Annotated in this window: 28 protein-coding genes, 2 tRNA genes, 1 pseudogene and 1 riboswitch; of the genes and pseudogenes, 14 read left to right on the forward strand and 17 right to left on the reverse strand. The window is 54.2% G+C overall.

The window, feature by feature from the left end; genetic code table 11:
• Positions 1-3: 3 nt before the first annotated feature.
• From QZ280_RS13445 to QZ280_RS13465, 5 genes are all read right to left on the reverse strand, one after another.
• Positions 4-915 carry a 3-keto-5-aminohexanoate cleavage protein gene (locus QZ280_RS13445; protein WP_293445210.1) on the reverse strand — a complete coding sequence of 304 codons (912 nt, stop codon included), beginning with the start codon at positions 913-915 and terminating at the stop codon, positions 4-6.
• Between the two features lie 202 nt (positions 916-1,117).
• Positions 1,118-1,639 carry a methylated-DNA--[protein]-cysteine S-methyltransferase gene (locus QZ280_RS13450; RefSeq protein ID WP_293445021.1) on the reverse strand — a complete coding sequence of 174 codons (522 nt, stop codon included), beginning with the start codon at positions 1,637-1,639 and terminating at the stop codon, positions 1,118-1,120.
• Positions 1,640-1,741: 102 nt separating this feature from the next.
• Positions 1,742-2,785 (reverse strand): aldo/keto reductase, encoded by a 1,044-nt coding sequence (locus tag QZ280_RS13455; protein WP_293445023.1) that lies wholly within the window; start codon positions 2,783-2,785, stop codon positions 1,742-1,744.
• 232 nt (positions 2,786-3,017) lie between these two features.
• Entirely contained in the window at positions 3,018-3,761 is a 744-nt protein-coding gene (locus QZ280_RS13460; RefSeq protein WP_293445025.1) for a rhomboid family intramembrane serine protease, read from the reverse strand.
• 39 nt (positions 3,762-3,800) lie between these two features.
• Entirely contained in the window at positions 3,801-4,109 is a 309-nt protein-coding gene (locus QZ280_RS13465) for a hypothetical protein (RefSeq protein WP_293445027.1), read from the reverse strand.
• A gap of 96 nt (positions 4,110-4,205) precedes the next feature.
• Between QZ280_RS13465 and QZ280_RS13470 the strand changes: the two are divergent.
• From QZ280_RS13470 to QZ280_RS13490, 5 genes and pseudogenes are all read left to right on the forward strand, one after another.
• Positions 4,206-4,370 (forward strand): annotated as a pseudogene (locus QZ280_RS13470) (Lrp/AsnC ligand binding domain-containing protein); the annotation flags it as partial.
• A gap of 43 nt (positions 4,371-4,413) precedes the next feature.
• The gene (locus QZ280_RS13475; protein WP_293445029.1) at positions 4,414-4,995 is read left to right on the forward strand and encodes a hypothetical protein; all 582 of its coding nucleotides are present in this window, start codon (positions 4,414-4,416) and stop codon (positions 4,993-4,995) included.
• A 98-nt stretch (positions 4,996-5,093) separates the two neighbouring features.
• Positions 5,094-5,179, forward strand: a tRNA-Leu gene (locus QZ280_RS13480).
• Between the two features lie 67 nt (positions 5,180-5,246).
• Positions 5,247-7,043, forward strand: a complete 1,797-nt coding sequence (locus tag QZ280_RS13485; RefSeq protein WP_293445031.1) for an IlvD/Edd family dehydratase — start codon at positions 5,247-5,249, stop codon at positions 7,041-7,043.
• A gap of 81 nt (positions 7,044-7,124) precedes the next feature.
• Positions 7,125-7,262 carry a hypothetical protein gene (locus QZ280_RS13490; protein ID WP_293445033.1) on the forward strand — a complete coding sequence of 46 codons (138 nt, stop codon included), beginning with the start codon at positions 7,125-7,127 and terminating at the stop codon, positions 7,260-7,262.
• A 270-nt stretch (positions 7,263-7,532) separates the two neighbouring features.
• Here the strand turns inward: QZ280_RS13490 and gcvP are convergent, their stop codons facing one another.
• The 6 genes from gcvP to QZ280_RS13520 form a co-directional block, all read right to left on the reverse strand.
• Positions 7,533-10,376, reverse strand: coding sequence for an aminomethyl-transferring glycine dehydrogenase (gcvP, locus tag QZ280_RS13495; protein ID WP_293445035.1), 2,844 nt, complete (start codon positions 10,374-10,376; stop codon positions 7,533-7,535).
• 12 nt (positions 10,377-10,388) lie between these two features.
• A complete protein-coding gene (gene gcvH, locus QZ280_RS13500; protein WP_293445037.1) occupies positions 10,389-10,748 on the reverse strand; it encodes a glycine cleavage system protein GcvH in 360 nt (119 codons plus the stop codon).
• A 15-nt stretch (positions 10,749-10,763) separates the two neighbouring features.
• On the reverse strand, positions 10,764-11,879 hold the full coding sequence (gcvT, locus tag QZ280_RS13505) for a glycine cleavage system aminomethyltransferase GcvT (RefSeq protein ID WP_293445039.1): 1,116 nt from the start codon (positions 11,877-11,879) through the stop codon (positions 10,764-10,766).
• A gap of 84 nt (positions 11,880-11,963) precedes the next feature.
• Positions 11,964-12,041, reverse strand: a riboswitch (glycine riboswitch).
• Between the two features lie 184 nt (positions 12,042-12,225).
• A complete protein-coding gene (locus QZ280_RS13510; protein WP_293445041.1) occupies positions 12,226-13,008 on the reverse strand; it encodes a xanthine dehydrogenase family protein subunit M in 783 nt (260 codons plus the stop codon).
• Between the two features lie 11 nt (positions 13,009-13,019).
• Complete coding sequence (locus tag QZ280_RS13515; protein ID WP_293445042.1) at positions 13,020-15,392, reverse strand: xanthine dehydrogenase family protein molybdopterin-binding subunit; 2,373 nt, start codon at positions 15,390-15,392, stop codon at positions 13,020-13,022.
• A gap of 71 nt (positions 15,393-15,463) precedes the next feature.
• Complete coding sequence (locus tag QZ280_RS13520) at positions 15,464-15,949, reverse strand: (2Fe-2S)-binding protein (protein WP_293445043.1); 486 nt, start codon at positions 15,947-15,949, stop codon at positions 15,464-15,466.
• A 330-nt stretch (positions 15,950-16,279) separates the two neighbouring features.
• On the opposite strand from QZ280_RS13520, the gene QZ280_RS13525 reads away from it, so the two are divergent.
• From QZ280_RS13525 to QZ280_RS13540, 4 genes are all read left to right on the forward strand, one after another.
• On the forward strand, positions 16,280-16,555 hold the full coding sequence (locus QZ280_RS13525; RefSeq protein ID WP_293445044.1) for a hypothetical protein: 276 nt from the start codon (positions 16,280-16,282) through the stop codon (positions 16,553-16,555).
• The gene (locus tag QZ280_RS13530; protein WP_293445046.1) at positions 16,443-17,180 is read left to right on the forward strand and encodes a calcium-binding protein; all 738 of its coding nucleotides are present in this window, start codon (positions 16,443-16,445) and stop codon (positions 17,178-17,180) included. The genes QZ280_RS13525 and QZ280_RS13530 overlap by 113 nt, the downstream gene beginning before the upstream one ends.
• On the forward strand, positions 17,131-17,766 hold the full coding sequence (locus tag QZ280_RS13535; RefSeq protein ID WP_293445048.1) for a hypothetical protein: 636 nt from the start codon (positions 17,131-17,133) through the stop codon (positions 17,764-17,766). Before QZ280_RS13530 ends, QZ280_RS13535 begins: the two co-directional genes overlap by 50 nt.
• 111 nt (positions 17,767-17,877) lie before the next feature.
• On the forward strand, positions 17,878-19,095 hold the full coding sequence (locus tag QZ280_RS13540) for an FAD-binding domain-containing protein (protein WP_293445050.1): 1,218 nt from the start codon (positions 17,878-17,880) through the stop codon (positions 19,093-19,095).
• Positions 19,096-19,107: 12 nt separating this feature from the next.
• On the opposite strand, the gene QZ280_RS13545 is transcribed toward QZ280_RS13540, so the two are convergent.
• From QZ280_RS13545 to QZ280_RS13565, 5 genes are all read right to left on the reverse strand, one after another.
• Positions 19,108-19,944 (reverse strand): NAD(P)-dependent oxidoreductase, encoded by an 837-nt coding sequence (locus tag QZ280_RS13545; RefSeq protein ID WP_293445052.1) that lies wholly within the window; start codon positions 19,942-19,944, stop codon positions 19,108-19,110.
• A gap of 36 nt (positions 19,945-19,980) precedes the next feature.
• The gene (locus QZ280_RS13550; protein WP_293445054.1) at positions 19,981-20,754 is read right to left on the reverse strand and encodes an aldolase/citrate lyase family protein; all 774 of its coding nucleotides are present in this window, start codon (positions 20,752-20,754) and stop codon (positions 19,981-19,983) included.
• Between the two features lie 243 nt (positions 20,755-20,997).
• Positions 20,998-21,074, reverse strand: a tRNA-Arg gene (locus QZ280_RS13555).
• A 54-nt stretch (positions 21,075-21,128) separates the two neighbouring features.
• Positions 21,129-22,211, reverse strand: a complete 1,083-nt coding sequence (locus QZ280_RS13560) for a CaiB/BaiF CoA-transferase family protein (protein WP_293445056.1) — start codon at positions 22,209-22,211, stop codon at positions 21,129-21,131.
• Positions 22,212-22,216: 5 nt separating this feature from the next.
• Entirely contained in the window at positions 22,217-22,456 is a 240-nt protein-coding gene (locus tag QZ280_RS13565) for an Lrp/AsnC ligand binding domain-containing protein (protein WP_293445058.1), read from the reverse strand.
• A 135-nt stretch (positions 22,457-22,591) separates the two neighbouring features.
• On the opposite strand from QZ280_RS13565, the gene hisB reads away from it, so the two are divergent.
• The gene (gene hisB / locus QZ280_RS13570) at positions 22,592-23,179 is read left to right on the forward strand and encodes an imidazoleglycerol-phosphate dehydratase HisB (protein ID WP_293445060.1); all 588 of its coding nucleotides are present in this window, start codon (positions 22,592-22,594) and stop codon (positions 23,177-23,179) included.
• Position 23,180: 1 nt separating this feature from the next.
• Positions 23,181-23,819 (forward strand): imidazole glycerol phosphate synthase subunit HisH, encoded by a 639-nt coding sequence (gene hisH, locus QZ280_RS13575; protein WP_293445062.1) that lies wholly within the window; start codon positions 23,181-23,183, stop codon positions 23,817-23,819.
• Here hisH and QZ280_RS13580 read toward each other — a convergent pair whose 3' ends face one another.
• A complete protein-coding gene (locus tag QZ280_RS13580) occupies positions 23,820-24,203 on the reverse strand; it encodes a DUF2147 domain-containing protein (protein WP_293445064.1) in 384 nt (127 codons plus the stop codon). It lies immediately after the preceding gene.
• Between the two features lie 131 nt (positions 24,204-24,334).
• Here QZ280_RS13580 and hisA point away from each other — a divergent pair, with 131 nt between their 5' ends.
• Genes hisA through QZ280_RS13595 form a run of 3 tightly spaced genes read left to right on the forward strand, consistent with a single transcriptional unit; the run spans position 24,335 to position 26,164 of the window.
• Positions 24,335-25,054 (forward strand): 1-(5-phosphoribosyl)-5-[(5-phosphoribosylamino)methylideneamino]imidazole-4-carboxamide isomerase, encoded by a 720-nt coding sequence (gene hisA, locus QZ280_RS13585; protein WP_293445066.1) that lies wholly within the window; start codon positions 24,335-24,337, stop codon positions 25,052-25,054.
• A 34-nt stretch (positions 25,055-25,088) separates the two neighbouring features.
• Positions 25,089-25,850, forward strand: a complete 762-nt coding sequence (gene hisF / locus QZ280_RS13590) for an imidazole glycerol phosphate synthase subunit HisF (protein ID WP_293445068.1) — start codon at positions 25,089-25,091, stop codon at positions 25,848-25,850.
• Positions 25,847-26,164 (forward strand): phosphoribosyl-ATP diphosphatase, encoded by a 318-nt coding sequence (locus QZ280_RS13595; RefSeq protein ID WP_293445070.1) that lies wholly within the window; start codon positions 25,847-25,849, stop codon positions 26,162-26,164. The genes hisF and QZ280_RS13595 overlap by 4 nt, the downstream gene beginning before the upstream one ends.
• Positions 26,165-26,175 lie beyond the last annotated feature (11 nt).

Genomic DNA, 26,175 nt, shown 5'->3' on the forward strand with positions numbered 1-26,175 from the left:
CCTTTAGGTAGCAGGTGCGCGTTTGGTGAGGCCAAGCTTTTGCCGCACAGCCTCAGGTCCGATGACGCGCGCGCCCATGTTTTCGATAATTGTCACTGCGCGATCAACCAATTGTTCATTTGTTGCGAGCACACCTTTTTCGAGCCATAGATTGTCCTCTAATCCGACCCGTACATTGCCCCCTGCCAAGACCGATGCTGCGACATATGCCATCTGATTACGACCTAGACCAAAGCCGCTAAACGTCCAATCGTCGGGAACATTATTCACCATTGCCATGAATGTATTTAGATCATCAGGTGCGCCCCAAGGCACTCCCATGCACAGCTGCACAAGCGCCGGGCTATCAAGCACGCCGTCTGCAACCAATTGTTTTGCATACCAGAGATGTCCAGTGTCAAAAGCTTCGATTTCAGGCTTCACACCAAGCTTGGTCATCATACCACCCATTGCCGTTAACATGCCCGGGGTATTTGTCATGACGTAGTCAGCTTCCGCGAAATTCATTGTGCCGCAATCCAAGGTGCAAATTTCCGGCAAACACTCAGCGATATGAGCCACACGTTCGCTTGCGCCGATCATGTCTGTGCCTGCGGCTGTTGGAAAAGGCTTCTCTGCACTGCCGAAAATGATGTCGCCACCCATGCCTGCGGTCAGGTTTAGAATCACGTCCACGTCTGCATCGCGGATACGGTCTGTGACCTCGCGGTAGTAGGTAAAATCACGCGAAGGTGCGCCGCTTTCAGGATCGCGCACATGGCAATGTGCAACAGCAGCCCCTGCTTTGGCAGCCGCGATGGCGCTATCGGCGATCTGTTTGGGGGAACGTGGAACATGGGGGCTGCGATCTTGCGTCCCGCCCGACCCTGTCACGGCGCATGTGATAAATACTTCGCGGTTCATTGTGAGAGGCATAGGCTCAAGCTTTCCAGAAATGATTTGGGCCACGTTGCCGCGAAACGCCAAGATGCGAAACCACAAAAACGACGTCGCTTGGCGCTTTGCCCTTTTATGACGAAATGTGGTGCGCAAATTGTAAAGGCGGGCTGTCGTTTAGTGCGCTTTTGAGTAGTAGATCTGAATTCTGGCCGGATGACGATATTGCGGCCAAGGCTGTTTACGGCTGACGCTCAAGCTCGAGCAAGGCGCGTTTGCGCCACAAGCCGCCCGCATATCCGGTCAAGGATCCATCCGCGCCGATCACACGGTGGCAGGGGATCAGAATTGCGATTTGATTGGCACCGTTCGCGCGCGCAACCGCCCGCGTCGCGGTCGGATTGCCCAACGTTATCGACAAATCCCCGTAGCTGGTCGTTGTGCCAAAGGGCAACTTGAGCAAGGCGGTCCAAACGCTTTTGGTGAAATCTGTCCCGTGCAACACCATCGGAATGGAGAAATTTGAGAGCGACGTCGCGAAATAGGCCCCGAGTTGATCGTGCAAATTGCGTGTGATCTGGGTTTGACCCGTTGCAATGGATCCCAAAGACGCGCCCAATTTACGCAGCTCTTTTGGCAGCTCTTTACGATCTGCGAATTCAAGTAAGTGCAAATGGGTCGCGTCACACACAGCGACCATCGTGCCAACTGGCGTTTCAATCGGGTGCGCGAACAGCTTGGCCGCCCCTTTTTGCGTTCCCATCCAGTGACTAAGCGTCCTAGAAAAATCCTGTGCGCTTTTAAATGCGGGCTCGACCTTTGGGGTTGGTACTGATCCTAAATCAAAGCCGAGCTGCTCCATCGCTCAATACACCTGCGGATGCTGGCGGTGCGCCTGGTTGAGATCGTCAAGCACCTCTTGGCTGAGAGTCACATCGACGGATCCAAGCGCATGTTTGAGTTGAGTCGTGCGCGTTGCCCCGAAGATCGCGGATGCCATAAAGGGCCGTGTGCGACACCACGCGAGTGCCATATGAACTGGATCCAGCCCATGTTTTTGCGCGATTGCAAGATAGGCATCGACGGCAGGGAAGACACGGGCCGTGACACGTCCGCCAAGCCCATCTGACACGCTTAGGCGAGACCCATCGGGCACAGCTCCACCTTGATATTTTCCGGTTAGCAAGCCCGTTGCCAAGGGGGAAAAAGCCAGCAAGCCGACGTTTTCGTTCACACTGAGTTCTGCGAGGTCGGTGTCATAGAGCCTACAGAGCAGCGAATATTCGTTTTGGATCGATGCGACGCGCGGGCCAAGACCTGCCTCGGACAGGCGCAACCACTCGGATGTGCCCCACGCGCTTTCATTGCTGAGACCGAACGAACGAATTTTCCCAGCATCTACAGCGGCTTGCAACGCTTCAAGCGTTTCGATCATATGATCTAAGATTGCGGCGCGGTTCTGCTTCGAGGGATCAAAGGTCCAATTCTGGCGAAACATGTAGGAGCCACGATTGGGCCAATGAAACTGGTAAAGATCAATGTAATCCGTCTGCAAACGTTCCAGCGAACCGTCGATCGCTTCAGGAATGCTGGCTGCGGAAATGCCCGCTTTGTTGCGAATATGATCCCAACCATTGCCGGAGTGTTTTGTCGCGACGATCACATCATCGCGCCGCCCTGTCTTCGCGAGCCACGTGCCAACAACGCGTTCGCTGTCACCCTGCGTCTCAGCGCTGATTGGATTGACCGGATACATTTCCGCGGTGTCGAGAAAATTCAAGCCCGCATCGAGCGAGATATCAATCTGCTCATGCCCTTCCGCTTCGGGCGTTTGGGTGCCGAAGGTCATCGTCCCAAGGCATAGCTCAGGCACGATGATTCCAGTTCTGCCAAGCGGGTTCATTTTCATATTAACACTCCGGTTCGTCAAATTTTATAAATCGTACGCTATTGATCTTGAGTCAAAAAGTTTAAAGACTCTTCCAATTAGCGATCGCATGCTGCGAGAAACAGTGTTGTGAGTGCCATCGTAAATGTGATCTTAAGATTGATCATTTTGGATCTCCTGATGGTCTAAAAATTCAAAAAACTATGGGGCAGCCTACTTCTGACGACAAGCGATTCTGCCGCGTTGGGCAGTGCTATTTGCGCCGAACCCGCGGGATACGGCTGTTGGTGAGTTCGTATTCGGCGTCGGGATGCGGGGGTTGGCCATGGTTTACTTGCCAGTAAGAAAAACCGCCGAGCCTGAGGAAGGTCGGGATCGCCAAGATCAGACCCACCACGAAGCCACCCGCATGTGCCCAATAGGCGACGCCGCCAAAATCAGGATCAGACGCCACACCATTGCCGACCTGCAACGCAAACCACACGCCCAACATGATCCACGCGGGAATCGGGAAAATGCGGAAGAAGACGATTAAGATCAGCAGGATATCGACCTTCGCTTTTGGGAAAAGCAACAAGTAACCTCCCATTACACCCGCGATTGCACCTGAAGCGCCGATGGTGACGATGGTTGAAATTGGCTCGACGATCCATTGCGCGAGGGCTGCAAAAACGCCGCTGACAAGATAGAAAACAAGAAAACCGATATGGCCCATTTCATCTTCGATATTGTCACCAAATATCCACAAAAACAGCATGTTACCGCCGATGTGCATAATGCCACCATGCAAAAATTGCGAGGTCACAAGCGTATAATAATCCTGCCCGCGCGAGATATGAAGCGGCACCATGCCCCAGTCATAATAAAACGCATTCAGCTCGCGCCCTTCCCCCAGCGAGAGATTGAACAAAAGAAAAATTAGCACGTTGATGGCGATCAGCGTGTAGGTGACATAGGGTGCGCGCCCCGACGGGTTATGGTCGCGAATTGGAAGCATTTGGGCAGGCTGGAGTTTGCCCACCCAAAGGTCAAGCGATTAGGTATCAGGCGCGCTTTTAGCGAGGAGCGCGGCATTGCCGCCAGCTGCGGTTATATCGACGCAAAGGTGCTGTTCTTCGAGGACGTATCCGGCGTTTGGCAAGCCGGTAAGGAGTGGAAGGATAGCGCCTGTGCGAGCGGCCAGTGCTTGTGCGATGTCGCGTTTTTGCGTGAGGTTACCCCAGAAGATCACGCCTGAAATGCCATTGAGGTTTATTAAATCGCCCGTAGCGATGATGGCACGTCCGCCTAATGCTTTAACGTCCTCCGCTTGGTTCTTTGCCGCGTTTGCCCCGGCCCCATGCATAGAAATGGCGCGCGCGCGTGGCGGCTGATTTGGTTAAGCTCCCCCGTGGGATCTAGTAGGATGGTTTTGTGGATCTTGTGCGGCGTATGTTCGGCCTTGATTGCTGGAAATTTTGACTATCTGTTGAAGGTGCGCGTCAGCGATATGAGCAGCTATCGGCAGGTCTTAGCGGAGAAGCTTTCGACACTGCCCCATATCTCGAACACCTCGACCTATGTGGCGATGCAGACCGTGAAAGAAGACAGCAGCGAGACGTTTTAGGTGATCACAATTGCGTGGCGCTGAGAGGCACCATCTTGACAGGATGCGCATTCACGCCATCCTCTATCTCGTGAAAAACCTTACCCTCTCCGCTTTTCTCGTCGGTTTCGCCAGTTTTGCAGCCGCTGACTGCCCTGCCCCAACCGATCATCGCGCGTCTATGAAACGCTTGCTAGACGCCGTAAAAATTGCCCCAAATGAGACGGCGGCGGCACGGATTTCCAACGATATGTGGGCACTTTGGGCCGACGCTCCGGATGACAGGGCCCAGCAAATGTTGGACGACGGGATGGCGAGGCGTTCCAGTTTTGATTTTGACGGCGCGATCAAAGCATTCGAGCAATTGATTGCCTACTGTCCAGACTACGCCGAGGGCTACAATCAGCGCGCATTCGTGCTGTTTTTGCGCGAAGACTATGAACCCGCCTTGACCGATTTGGACCGTGCGATTGACCGATCCCCGACACATATCGCCGCAATTGCAGGCAAGGCGCTGACCTTGATCGGGCTAAAACGCGATGCAGACGCGCAGAAAGTTTTACGAAAGGCTTCAGCGCTTAATCCCTGGTTGAAAGAGCGCCAGTTTCTGACCGGCGATGCGCCCACTGCAGAAACAGATCTTTAGACGCGTTATCCGCATTTTCGGCTTTGAAACGCATTGTGATCGCCATTGTGTGGCGTTAAAGATTGCGTCAGGACTTTTGTGAAGCAGCAAAGGACTATGTGGGCGTGGTGGAATGGTAGACACACCAGACTTAAAATCTGTTGGGCGAATGCCCGTGGGGGTTCGAGTCCCCCCGCCCGCACCATTGATTTGAACCTCAATTTTGAACATCGCCCCCGCGCGTGCGGCGATGTCTGTCGAAGGATACTGTTATGACCAAGATGTTGCCTGAAAACCTGCGCTCCCGTCAGTGGTTCAACAATCCTGAAAATCGTGAAATGACAGCGCTCTATCTTGAACGGTATCTGAACTACGGGCTGACCCGCGAAGAGCTACAAAGCAACAAGCCGATCATCGCGATTGCGCAAACCGGCAGTGACCTTTCCCCGTGTAATCGCCATCATATTGAGCTGGCCAAGCGCGTGCGCGACGGCATTATTGCGGCAGGCGGTGTGCCTTTGGAAATGCCTGTGCATCCCATTCAGGAGACGGGTAAACGCCCCACCGCATCGCTAGATCGCAACCTTGCATATTTGGGATTGGTCGAGACGCTATATGGCTATCCTGTTGATGGCGTCGTGCTAACGATTGGCTGTGACAAGACCACACCTGCCCTATTGATGGCTGCCGCAACCGTTAATATTCCTGCGATTGCTTTGTCCGTTGGCCCAATGCTCAATGGCTGGTGGGAAGGCGAGCGCGCAGGCTCTGGCACGGTAATCTGGAAAGCCCGAGAAAAGCTGGCGGCAGGTGAGATTGACGAAGATGGCTTTATGGATATCGCAGCGGCTTCTGCGCCTTCTGTGGGTTATTGTAATACCATGGGCACAGCGACAACGATGAACTCATTAGCCGAAGCATTAGGGATGCAATTGCCGGGGAGTGCTGCGATTCCAGCGCCTTACCGTGAGCGTGGGCAAATTAGCTATGAGACGGGCAAGCGCATTGTCGATATGGTCTGGGACGATTTGCGCCCCTCTGACATCATGACGCGCGAGGCATTCGAGAACGCGATTGTCATCAATTCGGCGATTGGCGGATCGACAAATGCACCGATCCATTTGAACGCGATTGCGCGGCATGTGGGCGTACCTTTGGACAATGATGATTGGCAAAAGCATGGGCATGATGTGCCTTTGTTGGTTAACCTTCAGCCTGCGGGCAAATACCTTGGCGAGGATTTCCATCGCGCGGGTGGTTTGCCGGCGGTCGTAAGTGCGCTGCTTGGAGATGGGCTACTGCCGCATCCTGATGCAGTGACCGCGAATGGCAAGAGCATGGGCGAAAACTGCGCGCTGCGCCCGTCCACGAATGACGATGTGATCCTACCCATTGCGGCGCCTTTGAAGGAAGCGGCCGGCTTTATCAATCTTAAGGGCAACCTTTTTGACAGTGCTATCATGAAAACCTCGGTGATCAGCCCCGCGTTTCGCGCCGCGTATCTCAGCAATCCTGAAGATATGAATGCCTTTGAGGGGCGTGCGATCGTATTTGACGGGCCCGAAGATTATCACCACCGCATCGACGATCCTGCGGAAGGTATCGATGCGGGTTGCATCCTTGTGATGCGCGGCGCAGGTCCCAAGGGATATCCAGGCGGCGCGGAAGTGGTGAACATGCGCGCACCTGCGTATCTTTTGAAAGCGGGTGTGGAGGCTTTGCCGTGCATTGGGGATGGGCGTCAGTCTGGCACGTCAGGCTCGCCCTCGATCTTGAATGCTGCGCCCGAAGCGCCTGACAATGGTGGCTTAGCGGTGCTGCAAACCGGGGATGTGATCCGTATTGATCTCAATGAATTCAGCGCCAACATTCTGGTATCAAAAGAAGAATACAATGAACGTAGGGAAGCGTTGATTGCGTCTGGCGGTTTCCCCTTCCCTGAAAGCCAGACACCGTGGCAGCAATACTTCCGCGAGATGGTTGAGCCGTTTGACAAGGGCATGACGCTGCGCGGGGCGGATTCCTATCAAGATGTAGCACGTAAAGGGATGCCGCGGGATAATCACTAAAGAGGGCCACAAAATGATCCGTAATTTAGCTTTTTTCGCACCTTTCGTTATCGCAGGGAATTATTTGCTGAAACGCCGATTATGTCTGCACCAGATGCATTTTTGGCGGTGAGCAACGATGATATGATCATGATCGATATTCGCAGTCCCGGCGAATGGGATCAAACAGGTGTCGCCCAAGGCGCTGTAGCACTGACTATGCAAAACCCTAATTTTTAAAATAAAATCATATACGTGATGAATTCACAAAAAGGCAAAACAATCGGTTTGATCTGCGCGACAGGTGGGCGCACCGAATATGTTGTGTCGTTTCTGTCCAAAACGGGTTTCCCGATGTCGTAGATGTCTCAAAGGGTATGATGGGCAACAAGCTCGGGGCTGGTTGGATTGCACGCGGTTTACCCACAATCACATTGAGCGAAGCAAAAGAAGCCTACCGCCTCTTGTCACTTAAATAGAAAAGCCGCCCTAAACGGGCGGCTTATGTTTTTACTCTGCTGCGAGCGCGTAGTCTTCCATCGGCGGGCATGTGCAGGTCAGATTGCGATCCCCCCAGACGTTGTCGACGCGGTTCACCGGCGGCCAATATTTGTCCACGCGGAAAGCTCCGGGTGGGAAACAACCCGTTTCGCGCGTATATGGACGATCCCAGCCTTTCACGAGATCTTCCATCGTGTGTGGCGCGTTTTTCAAAGGGTTGTTGGCCTCGTCAATGTCGCCTGCTTCGATCTGGGCGATCTCCGCGCGGATGGCGAGCATGGCGTCGCAGAAACGGTCGAGCTCGGCTTTGGTTTCACTCTCTGTTGGTTCGATCATCAACGTGCCAGCCACAGGCCAACTCATTGTTGGGGCGTGAAAGCCGCAATCAATCAAGCGCTTAGCGATATCATCCACGCTCACATGCGCGCTATCCGCAAAGGGGCGCGTGTCGATAATACACTCGTGTGCAACCCGACCCGTCGGTCCTTTGTAAAGCACATCAAACGCACCCTCGAGCCGTTTAGCGATGTAGTTGGCGTTCAGGATCGCGACACGTGTCGCTTGGGTGAGACCTTCGCCGCCCATCATCAAACAGTAAGCCCATGAGATCGGCAGTAAGGATGGAGAGCCGAAAGGCGCCGCTGAAACAGCGCCCTCGCCACCATTGGGATCACCTGGAAGATGAGCGATCAAATGCTCTTTCACACCGATGGGACCCATGCCAGGGCCACCGCCACCATGCGGGATGCAGAAAGTTTTGTGCAGGTTCAAATGACTCACATCGCCGCCCAGATCACCCGGGCGCGACAGGCCGACCATCGCATTCATGTTCGCACCATCAATGTAGACCTGACCACCCGCGTCGTGGGTGATCTTGCACACATCTATAACTGTTTCCTCGAACACCCCGTGGGTCGAAGGGTATGTGATCATGCAGGCCGCTAGGTTATCTTTATGCTCATCAATTTTCGCACGGAAATCATCGAGGTCGATATCGCCGCGATCATTACATTTCACCGGAACCACTTTCCAGCCTACCATCTGCGCAGAGGCAGGGTTGGTGCCGTGGGCATTCATTGGAATGATGCAAATGTTGCGATGGCCTTGGTCGTTGCTGAGGTGATAGCTGGCGATGCTCAAAAGGCCCGCATATTCGCCCTGCGCACCAGAATTGGGTTGCATCGAAATCGCATCGTAACCCGTCACATCACAGAGTTTTGCGCTGAGATCGTCGATCATTTCGTAATAGCCTGCGGCCTGATCCTTGGGGATGTAGGGGTGGAGCAGGGAAAATTCATCCCAGCTTACAGGCATCATTTCAGCGGCTGAATTGAGCTTCATCGTGCAAGAGCCAAGCGGGATCATCGCTCGATCCAATGCCAGATCACGGTCCGCAAGACGGCGCATGTAGCGCATCATTTCCGTTTCCGCACGGTTCATGTGGAACACGGGATGCGTAAGGAAATCAGAGGTGCGGATCAACTTTTCCGGCATGTGGTAATGCGGGGTGTAATCCTTGTCTTCTTGCGTGATGCCAAAGGCGCGCCAGACCGCTTCGATGGTTTCAGAGCGCGTACGCTCATCCAGCGTGATACCGATCTTCGTGCTTCCGACCGCGCGCAGGTTAATGCCCTCATCCACAGCGGATTTCATCACCGCAGATTGCAAAGGACCGACGTCAACAGTGATCGTGTCAAAGAAAACGGAAGGCTCGGAGTGAAAGCCATTTTGGCGCAGGGTTTCTGCCATCCGTGCAGTCTTGCGATGGATGCGCTGCGCGATAGCTTTGAGACCTGCGGGACCATGAAAGACTGCGTAGAAACCCGCCATAACGGCAAGCAAGGCTTGCGCGGTACAAACGTTCGAGGTCGCTTTTTCGCGGCGGATATGCTGCTCGCGGGTTTGCAGGCTGAGGCGGTAAGCGCGGTTGCCATGGCTGTCGATGGAGACGCCGACAATGCGCCCCGGCATGTTGCGGGCATAGCTTTGCTTCGTCGCCATATAGGCCGCGTGCGGGCCACCATAGCCAACGGGCACGCCGAAACGCTGGGTGGAGCCGACAGCAATGTCCGCCCCCATCGCGCCCGGTTCTTTAAGCAAAGTCAATGCCATAGGGTCAGCCGAGATGATGCCGATAGCTTTGGTGTCGTGGAGCTTGGTGATGTCATCGGTGAAGTCACGCAGGTGGCCATGGGTGCCCGGATATTGGTAAATTGCGCCAAAGATCGCCTGCGCATCCATGTCATCTGGATTGCCGACGGTAATTTCTATCCCAAGAGGCGCAGCGCGGGTTTTCATCACGGCGATGTTTTGTGGATGGCACCCTTGATCAATGAAGAAACCCTTCACTTTGGATTTGGACACGCGCTGCGCCATGGTCATGGCTTCTGCGCAGGCGGTAGCCTCGTCGAGCAAAGACGCGTTGGCGATCTCTAAACCAGTGAGGTCGCTGACCATGGTTTGGAAGTTCAACAGCGCCTCAAGGCGACCTTGAGAAATCTCTGGCTGATAGGGCGTGTAAGCCGTATACCAAGCAGGGTTTTCAAAAATATTGCGCTGGATCGCGGGAGGTGTGACCGTGCCGTGATAGCCTTGCCCAATGAGCGAAGTCAGCACTTTGTTTTTGCCCGCGGTGACCTTCATATGATGCAGCAACTCGCGTTCTGACTTGGCCTTGCCGAAATCAAGCGGCACGTCCTGTCTGATCGATTGCGGCACCGTGTCTTCGATCAAATCATGAAGGTTTTTCGCCCCCACCACGTCCAGCATGTCGGCCATCTCTGTGGGTGATGGTCCGATATGACGGCGGTTGGCAAAATCATATGGCAGATAATCGGTGGGGGTGAAGGTCATTGTCGCGGTCCTTTAAACGATAAATTTTTTGTAGCCTGCTTCGTCCATGTAATCGTCCATTTGGGACGCATCAGAAGCTTCGATTTTAACGAACCAGCCTGCCCCAATCGCATCTTCATTAGCGAGCGCGGGGTTCTCTGCTAGGGCTTCGTTTACTTCGACAATTTCGCCATCAATCGGCGCGAGGATATCGGACGCGGCTTTGACGCTCTCGATCACAACGATCTCTTCGTCTTTAGTGACTGTTGTGCCCACTTCGGGCAGTTCTACGAAAACGATATCGCCAAGCTGCTCAGTCGCGTGCTCTGTGATGCCGACAACAACGCCGTCGTTTTCAACGCGCAGCCATTCATGCTCTTCTGTATATTTCATAATGGTATCTCCCTTTTATCGTTTAAAATTTGCCGGTGTGAAGGGCATTTTTGTGATCGTAAGTGGTAAGCGCTTGCCACGCAATTCGCCAAAGATTGTCGCGCCCAGCTTGCTGTGATCGGCGTTGATCAGCCCCATTGCTACGGGGCCGCTGACTGTTGGACCAAAGCCGCCTGAGGTTATTGTGCCAATGCTGGTGCCGCCTTCACTGGTGGCGAATAGTTCAACCCCTTCACGCATGGGCGCACGTCCTTCGGCTAGCAGGCCAACACGCTTACGCGGCGCGCCATTCTCCATTTGCACAGCGATAATATCTGCACCGGGGAAACCACCCGCACGAGCGCCACCTGAGCGACGGACCTTTTGGATCGCCCAAGTCAGCGCGCCTTCAACAGGAGTTGTAGATGTGTCGATGTCGTGACCATAAAGGCAAAGTCCGCCTTCAAGGCGCAGCGAATCCCGCGCGCCGAGGCCGATGGCTTCTACGTCTTCGTGCGCAATCAAGGCTTCGGCCAAAGCCACGGCATCGACGTTTGGGACCGAGATTTCATAACCGTCTTCGCCCGTGTAACCAGAGCGGGACACCCAGCATTCCGCGCCGTTCAAATCAAGCGTGGCGACGTCCATAAAGGTCATCGTCGCAGCTCTGGGATCGAGCGCGCTGAGCACAGCCTCAGACGCTGGACCTTGCAGCGCAAGGAGCGCGCGATCGGTAATTTCGGTGACTATGACTTCAGGCTCAAGTTGCGCTTTCATATGGGCGATGTCAGCGCCTTTGCAGGCGGCATTCAACACCACAAAGATATGATCGCCGCGATTAGCAAGCATCAGGTCATCCATGATGCCGCCCTGTTCATTGGTGAACATGCCATAGCGCTGGCGGTTTTCTGCGAGACCTTCAATATCGACTGGGATCAGCGTTTCCAAAGCGGCAGCGGCCCTCTCCCCTGAGACTTTGACTTGACCCATATGGCTGACGTCAAACAGTCCCGCTTTCTCGCGTGTGTGCACATGTTCTTTCATCACGCCGAGGGGATATTGCACGGGCATGGAGTAGCCTGCAAACGGCACCATTTTCGCACGCAATTGAACGTGCAAATCGTGCAACGGTGTCTCTAGAAGGTCAGACATGTGTAGCCTCTTTCCCTAAGGCCGACTGTCTTTTGAAAAAGAACATGCGGCACCACATTTAGCACGCGAAACCCTCGCGCACGTGATGCCCCCTCTGTCATGGTGCCTGAGATCGCTATCCCTTCGGCGGACGATTCAACGCCTCTCTCCAGAGTGTCGTATCGCAGCAAAGGTCCCTTGGCCTGAGAGTTTCCGGGGCGGTTGCTCCTTCGGCACCAGCGTTTCTGGTTCTCCCGATACTGCTGGGGTGTATGTGCGACAAAGCCGTGCGCTGTGTCAACGCCTGTATGCAATGGAGTACAAAAAAGTCGGGCAAGTCGCACCCTGCCCAACTTAAGATTTTAGATTAAGATGCTGCGGTAACCGCTCGACCTGTCATAACTTTTATCAAGTGTGCACGGTATTCTGCGCTACCATGTAAGTCTTCGATCATGTTGTCAGCACTGGCGCTAAGATCCGCTAAAGCATCGGCTGAGAAGTTCGCACTCAGCGCTTCTTCCGCCTTTGTCCAGCGGAAAACACCCTCATTCGAGGCACCGGTCACAGCGACTCGTACGCCATCGGCGTATTTCGCAACAAAAACACCAACCAAAGCAAAGCGCGACGCGGGCTGTACGAATTTCTCGTAATGCGACGCCTCTGGGATTGGGAAAGACACGGCTGTGATGATCTCGCCTTCCTCCAGCGCGGTGTCAAACATGCCTTGGAAATAGTCATCCGCCGCGATCTCACGCGCGTTGGTCGTGATGGTCGCACCTGAGCCAAGCACCGCAGCGGGATAGCACGCGGAGGGGTCATTATTAGCGAGCGAGCCACCAATCGTGCCACGATTGCGCACCGCCGGATCACCGATGTTTGACGCCAGTGCAGAGAGGCCAGCATAGCTGCCGTCTGCTGCCACAGACGCATGGTTGGTTGCACCGCCAATAGTGAGGCTGCCCGCGCTTGTGGTGATGCCCTGCATCTCGGTCACACCGCTTAGGCTCACCAAAGCCAAAGGTGATGCAAGACGTTGTTTCAGCGTCGGGATCAGCGTTTGACCACCGCCCAGCGCTTGTGCCTCATCTGCCCCAAGAGCGGTGACAGCATCGGCCACAGTTGTTGGGCGTTCGATATCAAATGAATACATATCCGCTCTCCTTATTCAGCGTTGTGCATGGCAGACCACACGCGATGTGGGGTCATGGGCATGTCGATATGGGTGACATTCTTGCCGCCTGATTGCAGCGCGTCAATCACCGCGTTGACCACTGTTGGAGGTGATCCAATCGCTCCTGCTTCACCGCAGCCTTTGACGCCCAACGGGTTATGCGTACAGGCGTTGCCTTGGCTGTGATCGACCACGTAGAACGGTAAATCATCGGCGCGCGGCATGGTGTAATCCATGTAGGACGCGCTGAGTAGCTGGCCGTTTTCATCGTAGGTGGTGTTTTCAACGAGCGCTTGACCTATGCCTTGGCCAAGGCCGCCATGCACCTGCCCTGTCACCACAAGCGGGTTCATAACGTTGCCGAAGTCATCCACGGCCGTCATGCGATCAACACGCACTTTGCCAGTGTCTGGGTCCACTTCGACCTCACAGCAATAGGCACCGGATGGATAGGTGAAGTTGGCCGGATCATAGAAGGCCGTCTCCTCCAAGCCCGGCTCGATCTCCTCAAGGGGGAATTCATGCGGGATGTAAGCTTTCAATGCCACTTCGCCAAAGCTGACGGATCGGTTCGTACCCGACACGCTGAAATTGCCGTCTGTGAAATCCACGTTGGATGGCTCTGTCTCCAACATATGTGCCGCGATACGGCTGGCTTTGTCGATGATCTTCTCCGTCGCACGAACTATGGCAGAGCCACAGACCGCAAGCGAGCGGGAGCCGTAAGTACCCATTCCAAATGGGATTTTCGACGTATCGCCATGCACGATGTCAATCACAGAAGGATCGATACCGAGCATATCACCCACGATTTGCGGGAACACAGTCTCGTGGCCTTGCCCGTGGCTGTGCGCACCGACCATGACCGAGAGATTGCCCGTCGCATTCACACGCACGGTCGCCGCGTCATAAAGGCCGATGCGAGAGCCAAGGATACCCACAAGGTTGGACGGCGCAATGCCGCAAGCCTCGATATAGGCGTTCACGCCGAAACCACGTAGCATGCCTTTGGCCTCAGACTCAGCACGACGCGCAGCAAAACCAGCCATGTCGGCGACATTTTCCATGCGGTCCATCAAGGCGTCATAGTTGCCGCTGTCATACTCAAGACCTGCCGCAGAGGCGAAGGGATATTGATCCGGCTTGATGAAGTTCTTGCGACGCAGCTCGATCGGATCCATGCCAATTTCACGTGCGGCCATGTCGATGACGCGCTCAAGGGAATAGGTCGCCTCTGGTCGCCCAGCGCCGCGATATGCATCCACAGGGGCTGTGTTGGTGAAGACCGCTTTAACGTTCACATAGACCAGCGGCACCGTGTAGTTACCCGCCATCAAAGTGCCGTGCAGAAAGGTTGGGGTCGCAGTCGAGAAGTTTGACAGATACGCGCCGACATTCGCCATTGTTTCTGTGCGGAAGGCGAGGAAATTGCCCTCTGCGTCGAGTGCGAGTTCGATCTTGGTCACGTGATCGCGGCCATGCGCATCCGTCAAGAACGCCTCTGAACGATCAGAGGTCCATTTGACCGTGCGCCCGAGCTTTTTCGCGGCGGCGAGCACCAGGGCTTCTTCACCATAGTGATAGATCTTGGAGCCAAAGCCGCCACCCACATCAGGGGCAATCACTGTCAGCTTGTTCTCTGGGATGCCCATTACGAACGCACTGAGCAATAAACGCGTAAGGTGCGGGTTTTGTGACGTCGTGTGCAGGACATAATCGCCCGTTCCTGTGTTGTAGTGGCCAATGGAGCAGCGTGGCTCCATAGCGTTGGGCACAAGGCGGTTGTTGATAAGCTCGAGCGTCGTAACGTGATGCGCGTTCTTGATTGCATCATCCGTGGCCGCGCGGTTGTCTTCGATCCAACCCCAGTCAAAACATTGGTTCGTCTCGATTTCATCATGCACATAATTGGTGCCAGAAAGTGCGTCAGCCATGTTGATGATGGCATCATGCTCTTCAATGTCGATCTCAATCGCTTCGACCGCGTCTTTGCCTTGCTGAACAGTCTCGGCGATCACGGCTGCATAAGCATCGCCGACATGCCGGACTTTACCGTGTGCAAGCACAGGGCGCTTTGGTTCTTTCATCGGCTCACCGTCGCGGCTCACAATCGCCCAACCTGCTGGGTTGCCACCGACTTCGACAAAATCTTCACCTGTGAAGATTGCCAGAACACCTGGCATCGCAGAGGCAGCACTTGTGTCGATTGATTTGATTGTTCCGTTGGCCACATTCGAGCGCGCAAAAACTGCGGCGCATTCGCCGGCTGTCTGGATGTCGTCGCTATAGTTGCCTTTGCCGGTTAAGAACCGGATGTCTTCGCGCCGTTTTGTTGAAGCGCCTATTCCACCATCTTTTGGCATTGTGTATTCCTTCCGTGAGGAGGCGACTTTTCTTGAAAAATCAACCGCTCCAAATTTTTTAGAAAATTTGCTTACTCAGCAGCTATCGCAGAGACGTCCTGACCGGATGCGGCCATGATTGCTTTAACGATGTTATGATAACCAGTGCAGCGACAGATATTACCCTCTAAATACTCTCGCACCTCGGTCTCTGTCGGCTTTGGGTTGTCTTTCAACAAAGCGCTGGCAGACATTACCATTCCCGGTGTGCAAAAACCGCACTGCAAACCGTGGTGATCCTGAAACGCTTGCTGGATCACGTTGAGCGATCCGTCGCCGTTCGCTTGGCCTTCAATCGTGCCTACGTCTGCGCCATCAGCTTCTGCGGCGAACATTGTGCAGGACTTCACAGCCTCGCCGTTCACATGCACCACGCATGCGCCGCACTGCGATGTATCACAGCCGATGTGTGTGCCTGTCAGTCGTAGGTCTTCGCGCAAAAATGCCGAAAGCAGGGTATTGCTTTCTACACTGCCGGAAACGGACTTCCCGTTCACCGTCATAGAAATCTCTGTCATGCTGTCCTCCCAGATCATGCAAGACCACCCTGGCAAGAAAATGGCTGGCTGGCTAATAATTTTTTTAACTTTTTTGGTCACTGAGATGGAATGCAGAAAGACGCTCTTCCAAAAAATGGCAAAAATGTGGTAAAAGAGGGAGCTTTTATGAAAACAAAGAGTTTCCAAGGTATGCCTGTCAAATTCATGGCAGTCTATTCGGAATTCGTGAGACGTTTTGGTGGGCGGGCGTGAAAATATGCGTCGACGGTCCAAAATCAACCGCAGTGCGTCACGAGTAAAGCGACCGAACGCGTCGCTGCTACTAGCTGGACTGGGGAGTCTTCAAACGTGCCAAACTTTATTCTTCGTGGCACGCTGACAGGCACTGCGAATGACGACACACTCAGTGGCGGCACGGGAACTGAAGTTCTGAACGGTTTTGCTGGCAACGATGTCTTCGTCGCAAGCGCTGGCCCTAACACGGTCGATGGCGGTGTAGGTGCAGATGTTTATGATACCAACACTCTGTCCTTTCGGCCGACAATATCAACGTGGACCTTGCAGATGGTACCGCGGGTGCCACTGCACCTGTACCACCACCGAAAATATCGACGTTGGCCTTAGCGACGATAACTTCACAGGCACAGACGATGCCAACGTTCTGATTGGGCGCACGGGCGATGATATGCTGAGCGGTGGACTTGGCGGCGACGTTCTAAATGGTGGTGCGGGTGATGATGTGCATGATGGTAGCGGTGATAACCTTTTGATCACAAGCGCCGGGACTGACACACACAACGGCGGTGCGGGTATTGATACCTATGACATCGACATCTCAGATGATTATGAGGCGGATTACGGTGTTAACCTAGCGACGGGTGTCGATAATCTTGGCGACAGTTATTCCGGCATTGAAAATGTGAATGGCGGCTGGGGCGATGACAGCCTGACAGGTGATGCAGGGATCAACATCCTAGATGGCGGTGTCGGCGATGACGTTGTGATAGGCGGCGCGGGCGACGATTCCCTTGCGGGCGGTCTGGGTAATGACATGCTGGATGGCGGCGCAGGTGTGGACACGGTCGACATCGGCGGTGCAACCGCTGGCGAGGCAGATTACAACATCGATCTGAACGTCGGTCAGGATCAATACGGCAACACCTATTCCAACATCGAGAACGTCACGACCGGGTCTGGTGATGACAACCCCTTTTGGCAATGTGGCGGGCAACCAGTTGCAAGGAAATGACGGCGACGACACGATTGATGGTGCGGCAGGGAACGATTTCCACAATAGTGGCAACGGTGATGATGTGTTCCTCGCGAACGCTGGCTCCAACAGCTACTTTGGTGGCAATGCTGTTGATACACTGCAGATTGCGGGCACCAAAGAGAATGCGGTCAGCTATTCGATCATCCTTGCAGAGGGCATCGATAATCAGGGCAACACTAGCTTTGGTGTTGAAAACATTAATGCAGGGTCCGGCAACGACAGTCCTGTGGGCAAGCTTGATGACAACGCGCTGAACGACAATGTTGGTGATGACACGCTTACAGGTGGCGGTGGCGATGATACGCTAACGGGCGGTCTCGGGGATGACTTATATACGATGGACAATGATGCCGGCAGCATTGAGGTCACCAACTTCACACAAGGGGCCAATCAAATTGGTCTGAGCAGTATCGCGGGTGTCGAAGACTTCGATGATCTTGCAGCCTTCTTGCTCTCCGATGGCGGCACGTCGACGCTTACGTTCGATATCACTGAGGTGGATCAGCTTCAGTTGATCATCCAAGCGGAAGAAAATCTGGAAGCGTCCAACTTCATCTTATAAATCCTATTTCAAGGGCCCTTTGTTTCGCACATGGGTCCCTTTTACTATCGAAAATCGTATACAGCGCGCTACCACTATCGCAAAGCAGCCTAACAATGGAAGAGCCGCGCGATGACCACATCCGATTTGTTCGACAACCTGCCCCACCCCAACAAAAACTTTGCCTTCACCCCGACGCGAGCCGCAGGCCTGGCGCAGCTTGAAAAATTCGTGTCGCGCATGGGCGACCACTACACGTCGCAGCGCAACTATGACCTTGGCGCACAGGATCGCAGCACGGCCTCCACACTGTCCCCATGGATCCGGCACCGTTTGATCACTGAGGAAGAGGTGCTGACACGCGCTTTTGCAAGGCACAGCCCGTCTGCCGCCTCCAAGTTCGTGCAAGAGGTGTTTTGGCGCGGGTATTTCAAAGGGTGGCTGGAACACCATCCGAGCGTTTGGCAGGCTTTTATGCATGATTTGCGCTTAGCATATGCGCGCATAGAAACCGATCAAGTGTTAAAGCATGACTACACTGACTCGACAGAAGGGCGATCCGGCATCGCCTGTTTTGATCATTGGGTGCAGGAGTTGGTGCAGACAGGCTATCTGCACAATCACGCGCGCATGTGGTTCGCCTCGATCTGGATTTTTTCTCTGCGGCTGCCGTGGCAATTGGGTGCCGATTTCTTCATGCAGCACCTGCTGGACGGCGATCCCGCGTCCAACACGCTAAGCTGGCGTTGGGTTGGCGGGTTGCACACGAAGGGCAAAACTTACCTCGCGCGCGCCTACAACATTGCAAAATATACGGGTGGGCGGTTCAATCCTGAAGGGCAAATCGCCGGTCTTGCGATTGCTTTAGAAGAACCCAATGAGCATCCATTTGTGCCCCTGCCCTTGCCTCCGAGTGCGCCCAAAAACACAGCCTTGCGGCTGATTACGGAAGAGGATTGCTACCCCGAAATTGGTGCCAGCCAATCAGATTCGCCTGTTTTGCGAGTATTCACCCCGGTGCCAGAGCAAAGTGAAAAGGTGAGAGCCTTCAAACAGGCCGCTTTGCCGGGTACCGAGGTCCTAACCAGTGCCGATTGGGCAACGTGTATTGTTGAAGCAGCACAGGTCTCAGGTACGCGTGAAGTTATCACTGCCTACGCCCCCGTCGGGCCTACCGCCGCGCATTTAGCGCAAGCAAAACCCTTGCTTTCGGGCGAAGGGATCACGTTGCATCAACAGATGCGAGCTTATGATCACCTCACATGGCCGCACGCGAACAAGGGGTTCTTTAAGCTCAAAAAGCAGATCCCCAAAATCCTCGCGCAGTTGGATTTGAAACCCTTGGCTTAGACGCGCACCTCCTCAGGTCTTTTTCGCGTCATCCACGATATTCATGGTCGCCACGCCACTGTTGCCCAAGGCCACACTGGCGAAGGGCCCTCCGTGGCACATGTCGCCCACATCCTGTGGATTGGCGGGGTCTGCATTGGCGAGAATCTCTGCGGCGAACTGCTCTGCATTGTCTCTCGGGCGATAGCCGAGAAAGCTGGCCTGACTGTTATCCACCGGCGCGCGGTCGTTCTTGGACACCCCATAGACCACCGAAAAACCCGTCGTTGGCGCATCAATGCAGCGAGTGACCAGTTGGATCAGATCATCATAGGACAACCAAGACCCAAGCGCGCGCGGATTGTTGACCTGCGCGCAGGACAAAATGCGCATATGCACGCTCTCCAACCCGTGTTTGTCCCAATAGAGCGAGCCGAGATCTTCGGCAAAACACTTGGCCAGACCGTAGAACGTATCGGGACGATGAGGCACATTTGTGTCAATGAAATCAGTCTTAGCGTGCATCCCAACCGCATGGATCGAGCTGGCATAAACAACCCGTTTCAACCCATGGCGATGCGCGGCTTCCCAAATATTATACGCCCCGATGAAATTGGGGCCGAGTAGTTTTTCAAACGGGCCTTCATCCACGTAAGCGCCCATATGCACCACCATATCCGCGCCCTCCATAACGCGCATCATATCGTCCATGCTGGCGAGATCACCTTTGATATAACTCTCCCCTTCGTAGAGCGTGCCAATGTCATCAACGATATCCGTGCTAACCAATGCATCGCAAAGCTGAGTCAGCGGTTCGCGCAGGTAAGAAGACAGCCGACCAGCCGCGCCAGTAAGAACAAATTTTTTCATAAGGGTTAGTCCTTGGAGTAGAGTAGAAATTTCAAGTTAGCGTACAGCGGCTCTAACACTAGAAAGTGCGGCATCGCAGGCTTTGGCAAGCAGCATTGTATCAGTGGCGCAGGCAACGAAGGTAAAGCCGTCGTTCAAAAGCTGAGCCGCAAAAGCGGTGTCATTGACCAGAGTTCCAACAGGCACGCCTTTTTCGATCAGCGCTTGTGCGGCAGGTTTGATCAGCGCCCACACATCTTCGTGCAGCGGCTGACCCAAAAGCCCGATATCAGCCGCAATATCCGCAGGCCCGAAAAATATACCGCTGATGCCCTCAATTGTGCCAATCTCGACCGCTTGCGCGATCGCAGCGGCAGTTTCGAGCTGGAGGATCACCGTGGTTTCATCTTCAACACGGGCCAAATAATCCGTGACGCGGCCAAATTTTGTGGCCCGTGTACCACCCGAAAACCCGCGCGTACCATGCGGGGGGTAGCGCGTCGCGGCCACCGCTTTTTGCGCGTCTTCCAAAGATTGAATCATTGGGAACAAAAGTCCTTCGACACCCATATCAAGCAGGCGTTTCACGATCACTGGATCGTTCCATTCAGGGCGCACAATCGCGGTGGTGTCAGTATTGGCAAAGGTTTGTAGCTGACCGAGAACGCTGAAGTAATCGTTCGGCGAATGTTCCATATCAATCAGTACCCAATCATAACCAGAGGGGGCTGTAACCTCTGCGGCCACATTGTGAGCGAGCGAAATCCAAAGGCCAATTTGCTTGTCTTTTCCCACCAGCGCTTGGGTGAAGCAGTTTTTCTTCAGTTCCATTCAAGCTTCTCCCTTCACGATGGCTGCGTCAGTCACCGCAATACCACGCGCGCTTTAGCAAAAATTCTCAGCTACAGTTTGTGCAAAAATATGGCCGCGTGCAAGGTTGCGTTTAGACCGTGCCACCAGCCGGGCCGCAAGAAATTAAACAAAATGTTCCAGCGGCAACGCGACGCATACTTTGATCAAAACGCATTTTCGACAAAAAAGATCCAGTGCTGAAATGAACGTTGCGCTAGAAAATGGCGATCCCGCGAGGACTCGAACCCCGAACCCCCTGCTTAGAAGGCAGGTGCTCTATCCAGTTGAGCTACGGGACCGGATCGAGCGACTTATCGCGCAAATCGGGGACCGCGTGCAAGTAGAAAGGCGAATTATTGCAGATCCAGTTCTGCCAGAATTGCAGCCCGGTCCGCATCGCGGGGGGTGGCTATGTTGATTGGAGCAGAGTGTCCATCAAAACGTGGCGCTGGAGCCGCTTGGAGGTAGCCTTGCGCGCTGTCCCAGACATTACGGGCTTTCATATGCGGCTCTTCCGCGGCGGTCTTTGGCGATAAAACAGCTGCTACGCAAGCGTCTGAGCCGTCAAAGTGCGCCATCCAATTTGCGCGTGATTTTTCTAGAAAAACCGCACCTAGCCGCGCTGTCTGAGTACCCCATTGCCCTGCATCATGCTGCGCTTGCATTCTGGGATCGTCGCTTAAATCCAAAGCTGTCAACAAAGCCGCATAAAACTGCGGCTCTAATGCTTGCACCGACACATCCCCACCGCATGCGCATCTATAGCTGCGCGACCAATGTGGACCATCAAGCAGGCTTGCGCCGCGCTCTTCAGACAGGCCACCGCCCTGCCCCAAGGCCATCAGCAAGTTCATCATATGCGCAGAGCCATCAACAATCGCAGCGTCCACAACTGTACCCTGCCCTGTGCGCGCAGATTTGATGATCCCTGCGAGCATTCCCGCCACCAGATACAATGCCCCGCCACCTATGTCGCCAAGCAAGGTCGCAGGCGTTACGGGCGTGTCGTCCGGCAGGCCCGCGTAATAAAGCGCGCCAGAAGTGGCAATGTAATTGAGGTCATGTCCCGCTTGATGAGCGCGCGGGCCACTTTGGCCCCAACCGGTCATGCGGCCATAAACGAGTTTGGGATTGTCGGCATGACACAGCTCAGGGCCAAGCCCGAGGCGCTCCATCACACCGGGGCGAAACCCTTCAATCAGCCCGTCTGCCTGTGTGATCAGTGCTTTAGCGACAGCGAGATCTTCGACGTTTTTCAGATCCAGCGCGATGGAACGCTTGCCACGATCGAGCAAGCTCGCCTCAGCGGTGATCCCCGCCGACTTACCTGCACGGTGGATCACCGTTACCTCAGCACCTAAATCAGCCAGCATCATTCCCGCAAAGGGCGCAGGGCCAAGCCCTTCTATTTCAACGATTTTAATACCGTTTAGCACTTAAGTCAGAACGCTTTGAACGTCATTGTTGTGAGCGAACGCTCAATGCCTTCAATCGGGAGCAAATGATCGTTGATGTATTTTCCGATGTCTTCGTCTTCAGGGATATACATTTTTACCATCAAATCATATTCGCCCGAGGTCGAGTAGATTTCCGAATGAATTTCCTCGAACGCGATCTTTTCAGCGACCTTGTATGTGGTGCCGGGTTTGCATCTGATCTGTACGAAAACACAGGTAGACATGGGCGCTCTCCTTTTGCTGGCTCAGCTCCAAAGCTTGCATAGAGGTCACGCCAACGCAATCGCGAAACAGAGCCGCTTGGCCTGCGCCGCGCGACTGTTATAAGGAACTCATTCAGCAAGGCTAAGGAAAGTGCAATGCGAACGGCAACAGTGACACGCACGACGGCGGAAACGGATATTTCCGTCGAGATCAATTTGGATGGAACAGGTGTTTACGACAACCAAACAGGTGTCGGTTTCTTTGATCACATGCTAGATCAACTGGCGCGTCATTCCCTGATCGATATGACGGTCCGCGCGAAGGGAGATCTGCATATTGATGATCACCACACGGTTGAGGATACGGGCATCGCGCTGGGTCAAGCTTTGACGCAAGCCATTGGTGACAAACGCGGAATTCACCGTTATGGCGAATGCCACTTGCCTATGGATGACGCACAAGTGCGCTGTGCATTGGATCTGTCGGCACGCCCCTTTTTGGTGTGGAACGTGGAGCTTCCAACGCAGAAGATCGGCGCATTTGATTGCGAATTAGTCCGCGAATTTTTCCAAGCCTTCGCAACACATGGTGGCATCACCCTGCACATCGATCAATTGCACGGGTTCAACAGCCACCACATAGCAGAGGCCGCGTTCAAAGCTGTGGCGCGCGCGCTGCGCACAGCAGTCGAAACCGATCCGCGTAAATCCAACGCGGTGCCGTCGACCAAAGGAACGCTTTGACGTGCTGACAGCCATTGTTGACTATGAAAGCGGCAATCTGCATTCCGCAGAAAAAGCTTTCGGGCGTATGGCGTCAGAAGCGAATGCAGGCAAGGTTGTCGTCACATCTGACGCCGAAGTTGTCGCGCGCGCGGACCGCATTGTTTTGCCCGGCGACGGCGCGTTTCCCGCCTGTGTGAAAGCCCTAAAAGGCACGGGTGGTTTGTTTGACGCCCTGCAAGAAGCGGTCACCGTGAAAGCGCGGCCCTTTTTGGGGATTTGCGTCGGCATGCAATTGATGGCCACGCTGGGGCGTGAGTATAAAGATACGGACGGATTGGGCTGGATCGATGGTGAGGTCGTCGGAATCACGCCTACTGATCACACGCTGAAAGTGCCGCATATGGGATGGAATGATCTGGTGGTCGACACGCCCCACCCAGTGTTTAAGGGTGTTGAAACGGGCGATCACACCTATTTCGTGCATTCCTATCACTTTGATGTGGCTAAGCCTGCCGAACGTTTGGCCCATGTGGATTACGCGGGAGACATCACGGCGATCGTTGGGCGCGACACAATGCTTGGCATGCAGTTTCACCCAGAGAAGAGCCAGCAGGTGGGCCTGCGGCTGATCTCTAATTTTCTTACGTGGGCGCCGTGATTAATTCACGCGGCTCCACGTTTGCTTTCTGCAGATAGGTCCAACACAGCCTGACACTTTCAGCGTGTTCCCACTAAGGGACATTTTGGATTTGAACACCTTATCTGTCGCGGGCTGCCAAATTTTACCGCTTTTGTAACGACCAGACCCTTTGGCTTGCATGTCCCAAACCAGCTTCTTACCGATATTGGCGCTTTTATATTCGCCCGTGCTGTTAAAGGTGCGTGATATCACGCCACACAGCTTAGCCCCGCAGGGCGACATGGTCACATACGCATAGGCTCCGTCATCAACTTGCGTTTTCCACACGCCTGCGACTGGATCAGCAAATGCAGATGTCGCGGCCAAAATGGCTAGCCCCGCGGCTGATAACAAAGTTCCCATATCTCTCTCCCAAGTTTTCTGGGTAAGACTGCAAGGAGATGCCGTTCAAAGCAAGTCATGACGCTACGCCCAGTTGCAAATCAGTCCTTCTCATGCGAGTGCATTCCCCAAGAAACGAAAGGCCTATACAGATGTTCCTCTATCCTGCAATTGATCTGAAAGACGGCCAAGCCGTGCGCCTGGTGCGTGGTGAAATGAATCAAGCCACCGTCTTTAGTGACGATCCAGCCGGGCAAGCGATGGAATTTGTAAGAGCGGGCTGCGAATGGCTGCATCTGGTTGATCTCAATGGGGCTTTTGCAGGAGAACCTGTCAATGCGGCCCCTGTCGAGGCCATCTTGAAGGCATGTAATGTACCCACGCAACTGGGCGGTGGTATTCGCGATATGGCAACGATCGAGCGTTGGCTCGATAAAGGATTACAGCGTGTAATCCTTGGAACAGTTGCGGTTGAGAACCCTGATCTTGTGCGCGAAGCAGCGAAAGCCTTTCCCGGTCACGTGGCTGTCGGTATTGATGCGCGCAGCGGCAAAGTCGCGACAAAAGGTTGGGCAGAAGAAACCGATGTGGAGGTGACGGATCTTGCGAAGTCCTTTGAGGATGCTGGTGTCGCGGCGATTATCTACACGGACATTAACCGCGATGGTGCGATGCAAGGACCAAATATTGAGGCAACGGCGGCTTTGGCCCGCTCGGTTTCGATCCCAGTGATTGCTTCGGGTGGTGTTTCCTCTTTAGAAGATCTGATTGCATTGCGCGAATGCGGTGCGGGATTGAATGGTGCCATTTCCGGTCGTGCGCTTTATGATGGTGCGTTAGACTTGGGTGACGCATTGAAAGCGTTAAAATGATGCAATCATTCTAGAAAAATTGAGGGAACCCACAATGCTTAAAACACGTATTATCCCTTGTCTGGACGTTGCCGATGGCCGCGTTGTTAAAGGTGTGAATTTCGTGGGTTTGCGCGATGCGGGCGATCCTGTCGAAAGTGCACGTGCTTATGATTTGGCTGGTGCGGATGAGCTATGTTTCCTTGATATTCACGCAACGCACGAAAACCGTGGCACAATGTTTGATGTTGTGCAGCGCACTGCCGAGCAATGCTATATTCCCTTAACCGTCGGTGGCGGTGTGCGCGAGGTCGAAGATGTGCGCGCACTTTTGTTGGCGGGGGCAGACAAGGTCAGTTTTAACTCTGCTGCAGTTGCTCGGCCTGACGTCTTGTCCGAAGCTGCAGATCAGTTTGGCAGCCAGTGCATCGTCTGTGCTATTGATGCCAAAACAGTCAAACCCGGACGTTGGGAAATTTTTACACATGGCGGTCGCAAGCCAACTGGCATTGATGCAGTTGAATTTGCGCAGTTGGTGGCGGCAAAAGGTGCCGGGGAAATCCTGCTCACCTCGATGGACCGCGATGGTACGAAATCAGGGTTCAACTTGCCTTTAACGCTTGCGGTTTCAGATGCAGTAAGTATCCCCGTCATCGCATCAGGGGGGGTCGGCAATCTGGATCATCTTGTTGAAGGCGTTACCAAAGGCGGTGCGAGCGCAGTTTTGGCCGCCTCTATCTTCCATTTTGGTGAGTATACTGTTGCCGAGGCCAAGGCGCATATGGCCGCCTCGGGCATCCCGATGAGGTTCAAATGAGTATTCTGCACGATTTATTCGACACGATTGAAGCGCGCAAAGCTGAAGGTGGTGCCGAGAGCTGGACCGCCAAATTACTTTCCAAAGGGCCAGAGAAATGCGCGGAAAAGTTTGGTGAAGAGGCCATCGAAGCAATCATCGAAGCAATCAAAGGCGACAAGGTCGCGCTCACAGCAGAGGCCGCGGATGTGCTGTATCATTTATTGGTAATGCTGGCCGCGCGCGATGTGAGCCTTGAGGAAGTGGAGGCTGAGCTTGCAAAGCGCAGCGGCGTGTCTGGCATTACTGAAAAAGCGTCGCGCGGCAGATCTTAGGGTCGGATTTG

It is taken from the genome of Planktotalea sp., from assembly GCF_018607995.1.
Lineage (GTDB): Bacteria > Pseudomonadota > Alphaproteobacteria > Rhodobacterales > Rhodobacteraceae > Planktotalea.

Excerpts from the sequence above, each read along its gene's own strand:
- QZ280_RS13485 (WP_293445031.1), top strand. The coding sequence starts at position 5,247 with ATGACCAAGATGTTGCCTGAAAACCTGCGCTCCCGTCAGTGGTTCAAC.
- QZ280_RS13580 (WP_293445064.1), bottom strand. The coding sequence starts at position 24,203 with ATGGGAACTTTGTTATCAGCCGCGGGGCTAGCCATTTTGGCCGCGACA.
- QZ280_RS13510 (WP_293445041.1), bottom strand. The coding sequence starts at position 13,008 with ATGTATTCATTTGATATCGAACGCCCAACAACTGTGGCCGATGCTGTC.
- QZ280_RS13520 (WP_293445043.1), bottom strand. The coding sequence starts at position 15,949 with ATGACAGAGATTTCTATGACGGTGAACGGGAAGTCCGTTTCCGGCAGT.
- QZ280_RS13450 (WP_293445021.1), bottom strand. The coding sequence starts at position 1,639 with ATGGGAACGCAAAAAGGGGCGGCCAAGCTGTTCGCGCACCCGATTGAA.
- QZ280_RS13595 (WP_293445070.1), top strand. The coding sequence starts at position 25,847 with ATGAGTATTCTGCACGATTTATTCGACACGATTGAAGCGCGCAAAGCT.
- QZ280_RS13515 (WP_293445042.1), bottom strand. The coding sequence starts at position 15,392 with ATGCCAAAAGATGGTGGAATAGGCGCTTCAACAAAACGGCGCGAAGAC.
- QZ280_RS13530 (WP_293445046.1), top strand. The coding sequence starts at position 16,443 with ATGATACCAACACTCTGTCCTTTCGGCCGACAATATCAACGTGGACCT.
- hisA (WP_293445066.1), top strand. The coding sequence starts at position 24,335 with ATGTTCCTCTATCCTGCAATTGATCTGAAAGACGGCCAAGCCGTGCGC.
- gcvH (WP_293445037.1), bottom strand. The coding sequence starts at position 10,748 with ATGAAATATACAGAAGAGCATGAATGGCTGCGCGTTGAAAACGACGGC.
- hisF (WP_293445068.1), top strand. The coding sequence starts at position 25,089 with ATGCTTAAAACACGTATTATCCCTTGTCTGGACGTTGCCGATGGCCGC.
- QZ280_RS13460 (WP_293445025.1), bottom strand. The coding sequence starts at position 3,761 with ATGCTTCCAATTCGCGACCATAACCCGTCGGGGCGCGCACCCTATGTC.
- QZ280_RS13545 (WP_293445052.1), bottom strand. The coding sequence starts at position 19,944 with ATGAAAAAATTTGTTCTTACTGGCGCGGCTGGTCGGCTGTCTTCTTAC.
- QZ280_RS13445 (WP_293445210.1), bottom strand. The coding sequence starts at position 915 with ATGCCTCTCACAATGAACCGCGAAGTATTTATCACATGCGCCGTGACA.
- QZ280_RS13455 (WP_293445023.1), bottom strand. The coding sequence starts at position 2,785 with ATGAAAATGAACCCGCTTGGCAGAACTGGAATCATCGTGCCTGAGCTA.
- hisB (WP_293445060.1), top strand. The coding sequence starts at position 22,592 with ATGCGAACGGCAACAGTGACACGCACGACGGCGGAAACGGATATTTCC.
- gcvT (WP_293445039.1), bottom strand. The coding sequence starts at position 11,879 with ATGTCTGACCTTCTAGAGACACCGTTGCACGATTTGCACGTTCAATTG.
- QZ280_RS13490 (WP_293445033.1), top strand. The coding sequence starts at position 7,125 with ATGTCTGCACCAGATGCATTTTTGGCGGTGAGCAACGATGATATGATC.
- QZ280_RS13535 (WP_293445048.1), top strand. The coding sequence starts at position 17,131 with ATGACAACCCCTTTTGGCAATGTGGCGGGCAACCAGTTGCAAGGAAAT.
- QZ280_RS13465 (WP_293445027.1), bottom strand. The coding sequence starts at position 4,109 with ATGCATGGGGCCGGGGCAAACGCGGCAAAGAACCAAGCGGAGGACGTT.
- QZ280_RS13565 (WP_293445058.1), bottom strand. The coding sequence starts at position 22,456 with ATGTCTACCTGTGTTTTCGTACAGATCAGATGCAAACCCGGCACCACA.
- QZ280_RS13475 (WP_293445029.1), top strand. The coding sequence starts at position 4,414 with ATGCGCATTCACGCCATCCTCTATCTCGTGAAAAACCTTACCCTCTCC.
- QZ280_RS13540 (WP_293445050.1), top strand. The coding sequence starts at position 17,878 with ATGACCACATCCGATTTGTTCGACAACCTGCCCCACCCCAACAAAAAC.
- gcvP (WP_293445035.1), bottom strand. The coding sequence starts at position 10,376 with ATGACCTTCACCCCCACCGATTATCTGCCATATGATTTTGCCAACCGC.
- QZ280_RS13550 (WP_293445054.1), bottom strand. The coding sequence starts at position 20,754 with ATGGAACTGAAGAAAAACTGCTTCACCCAAGCGCTGGTGGGAAAAGAC.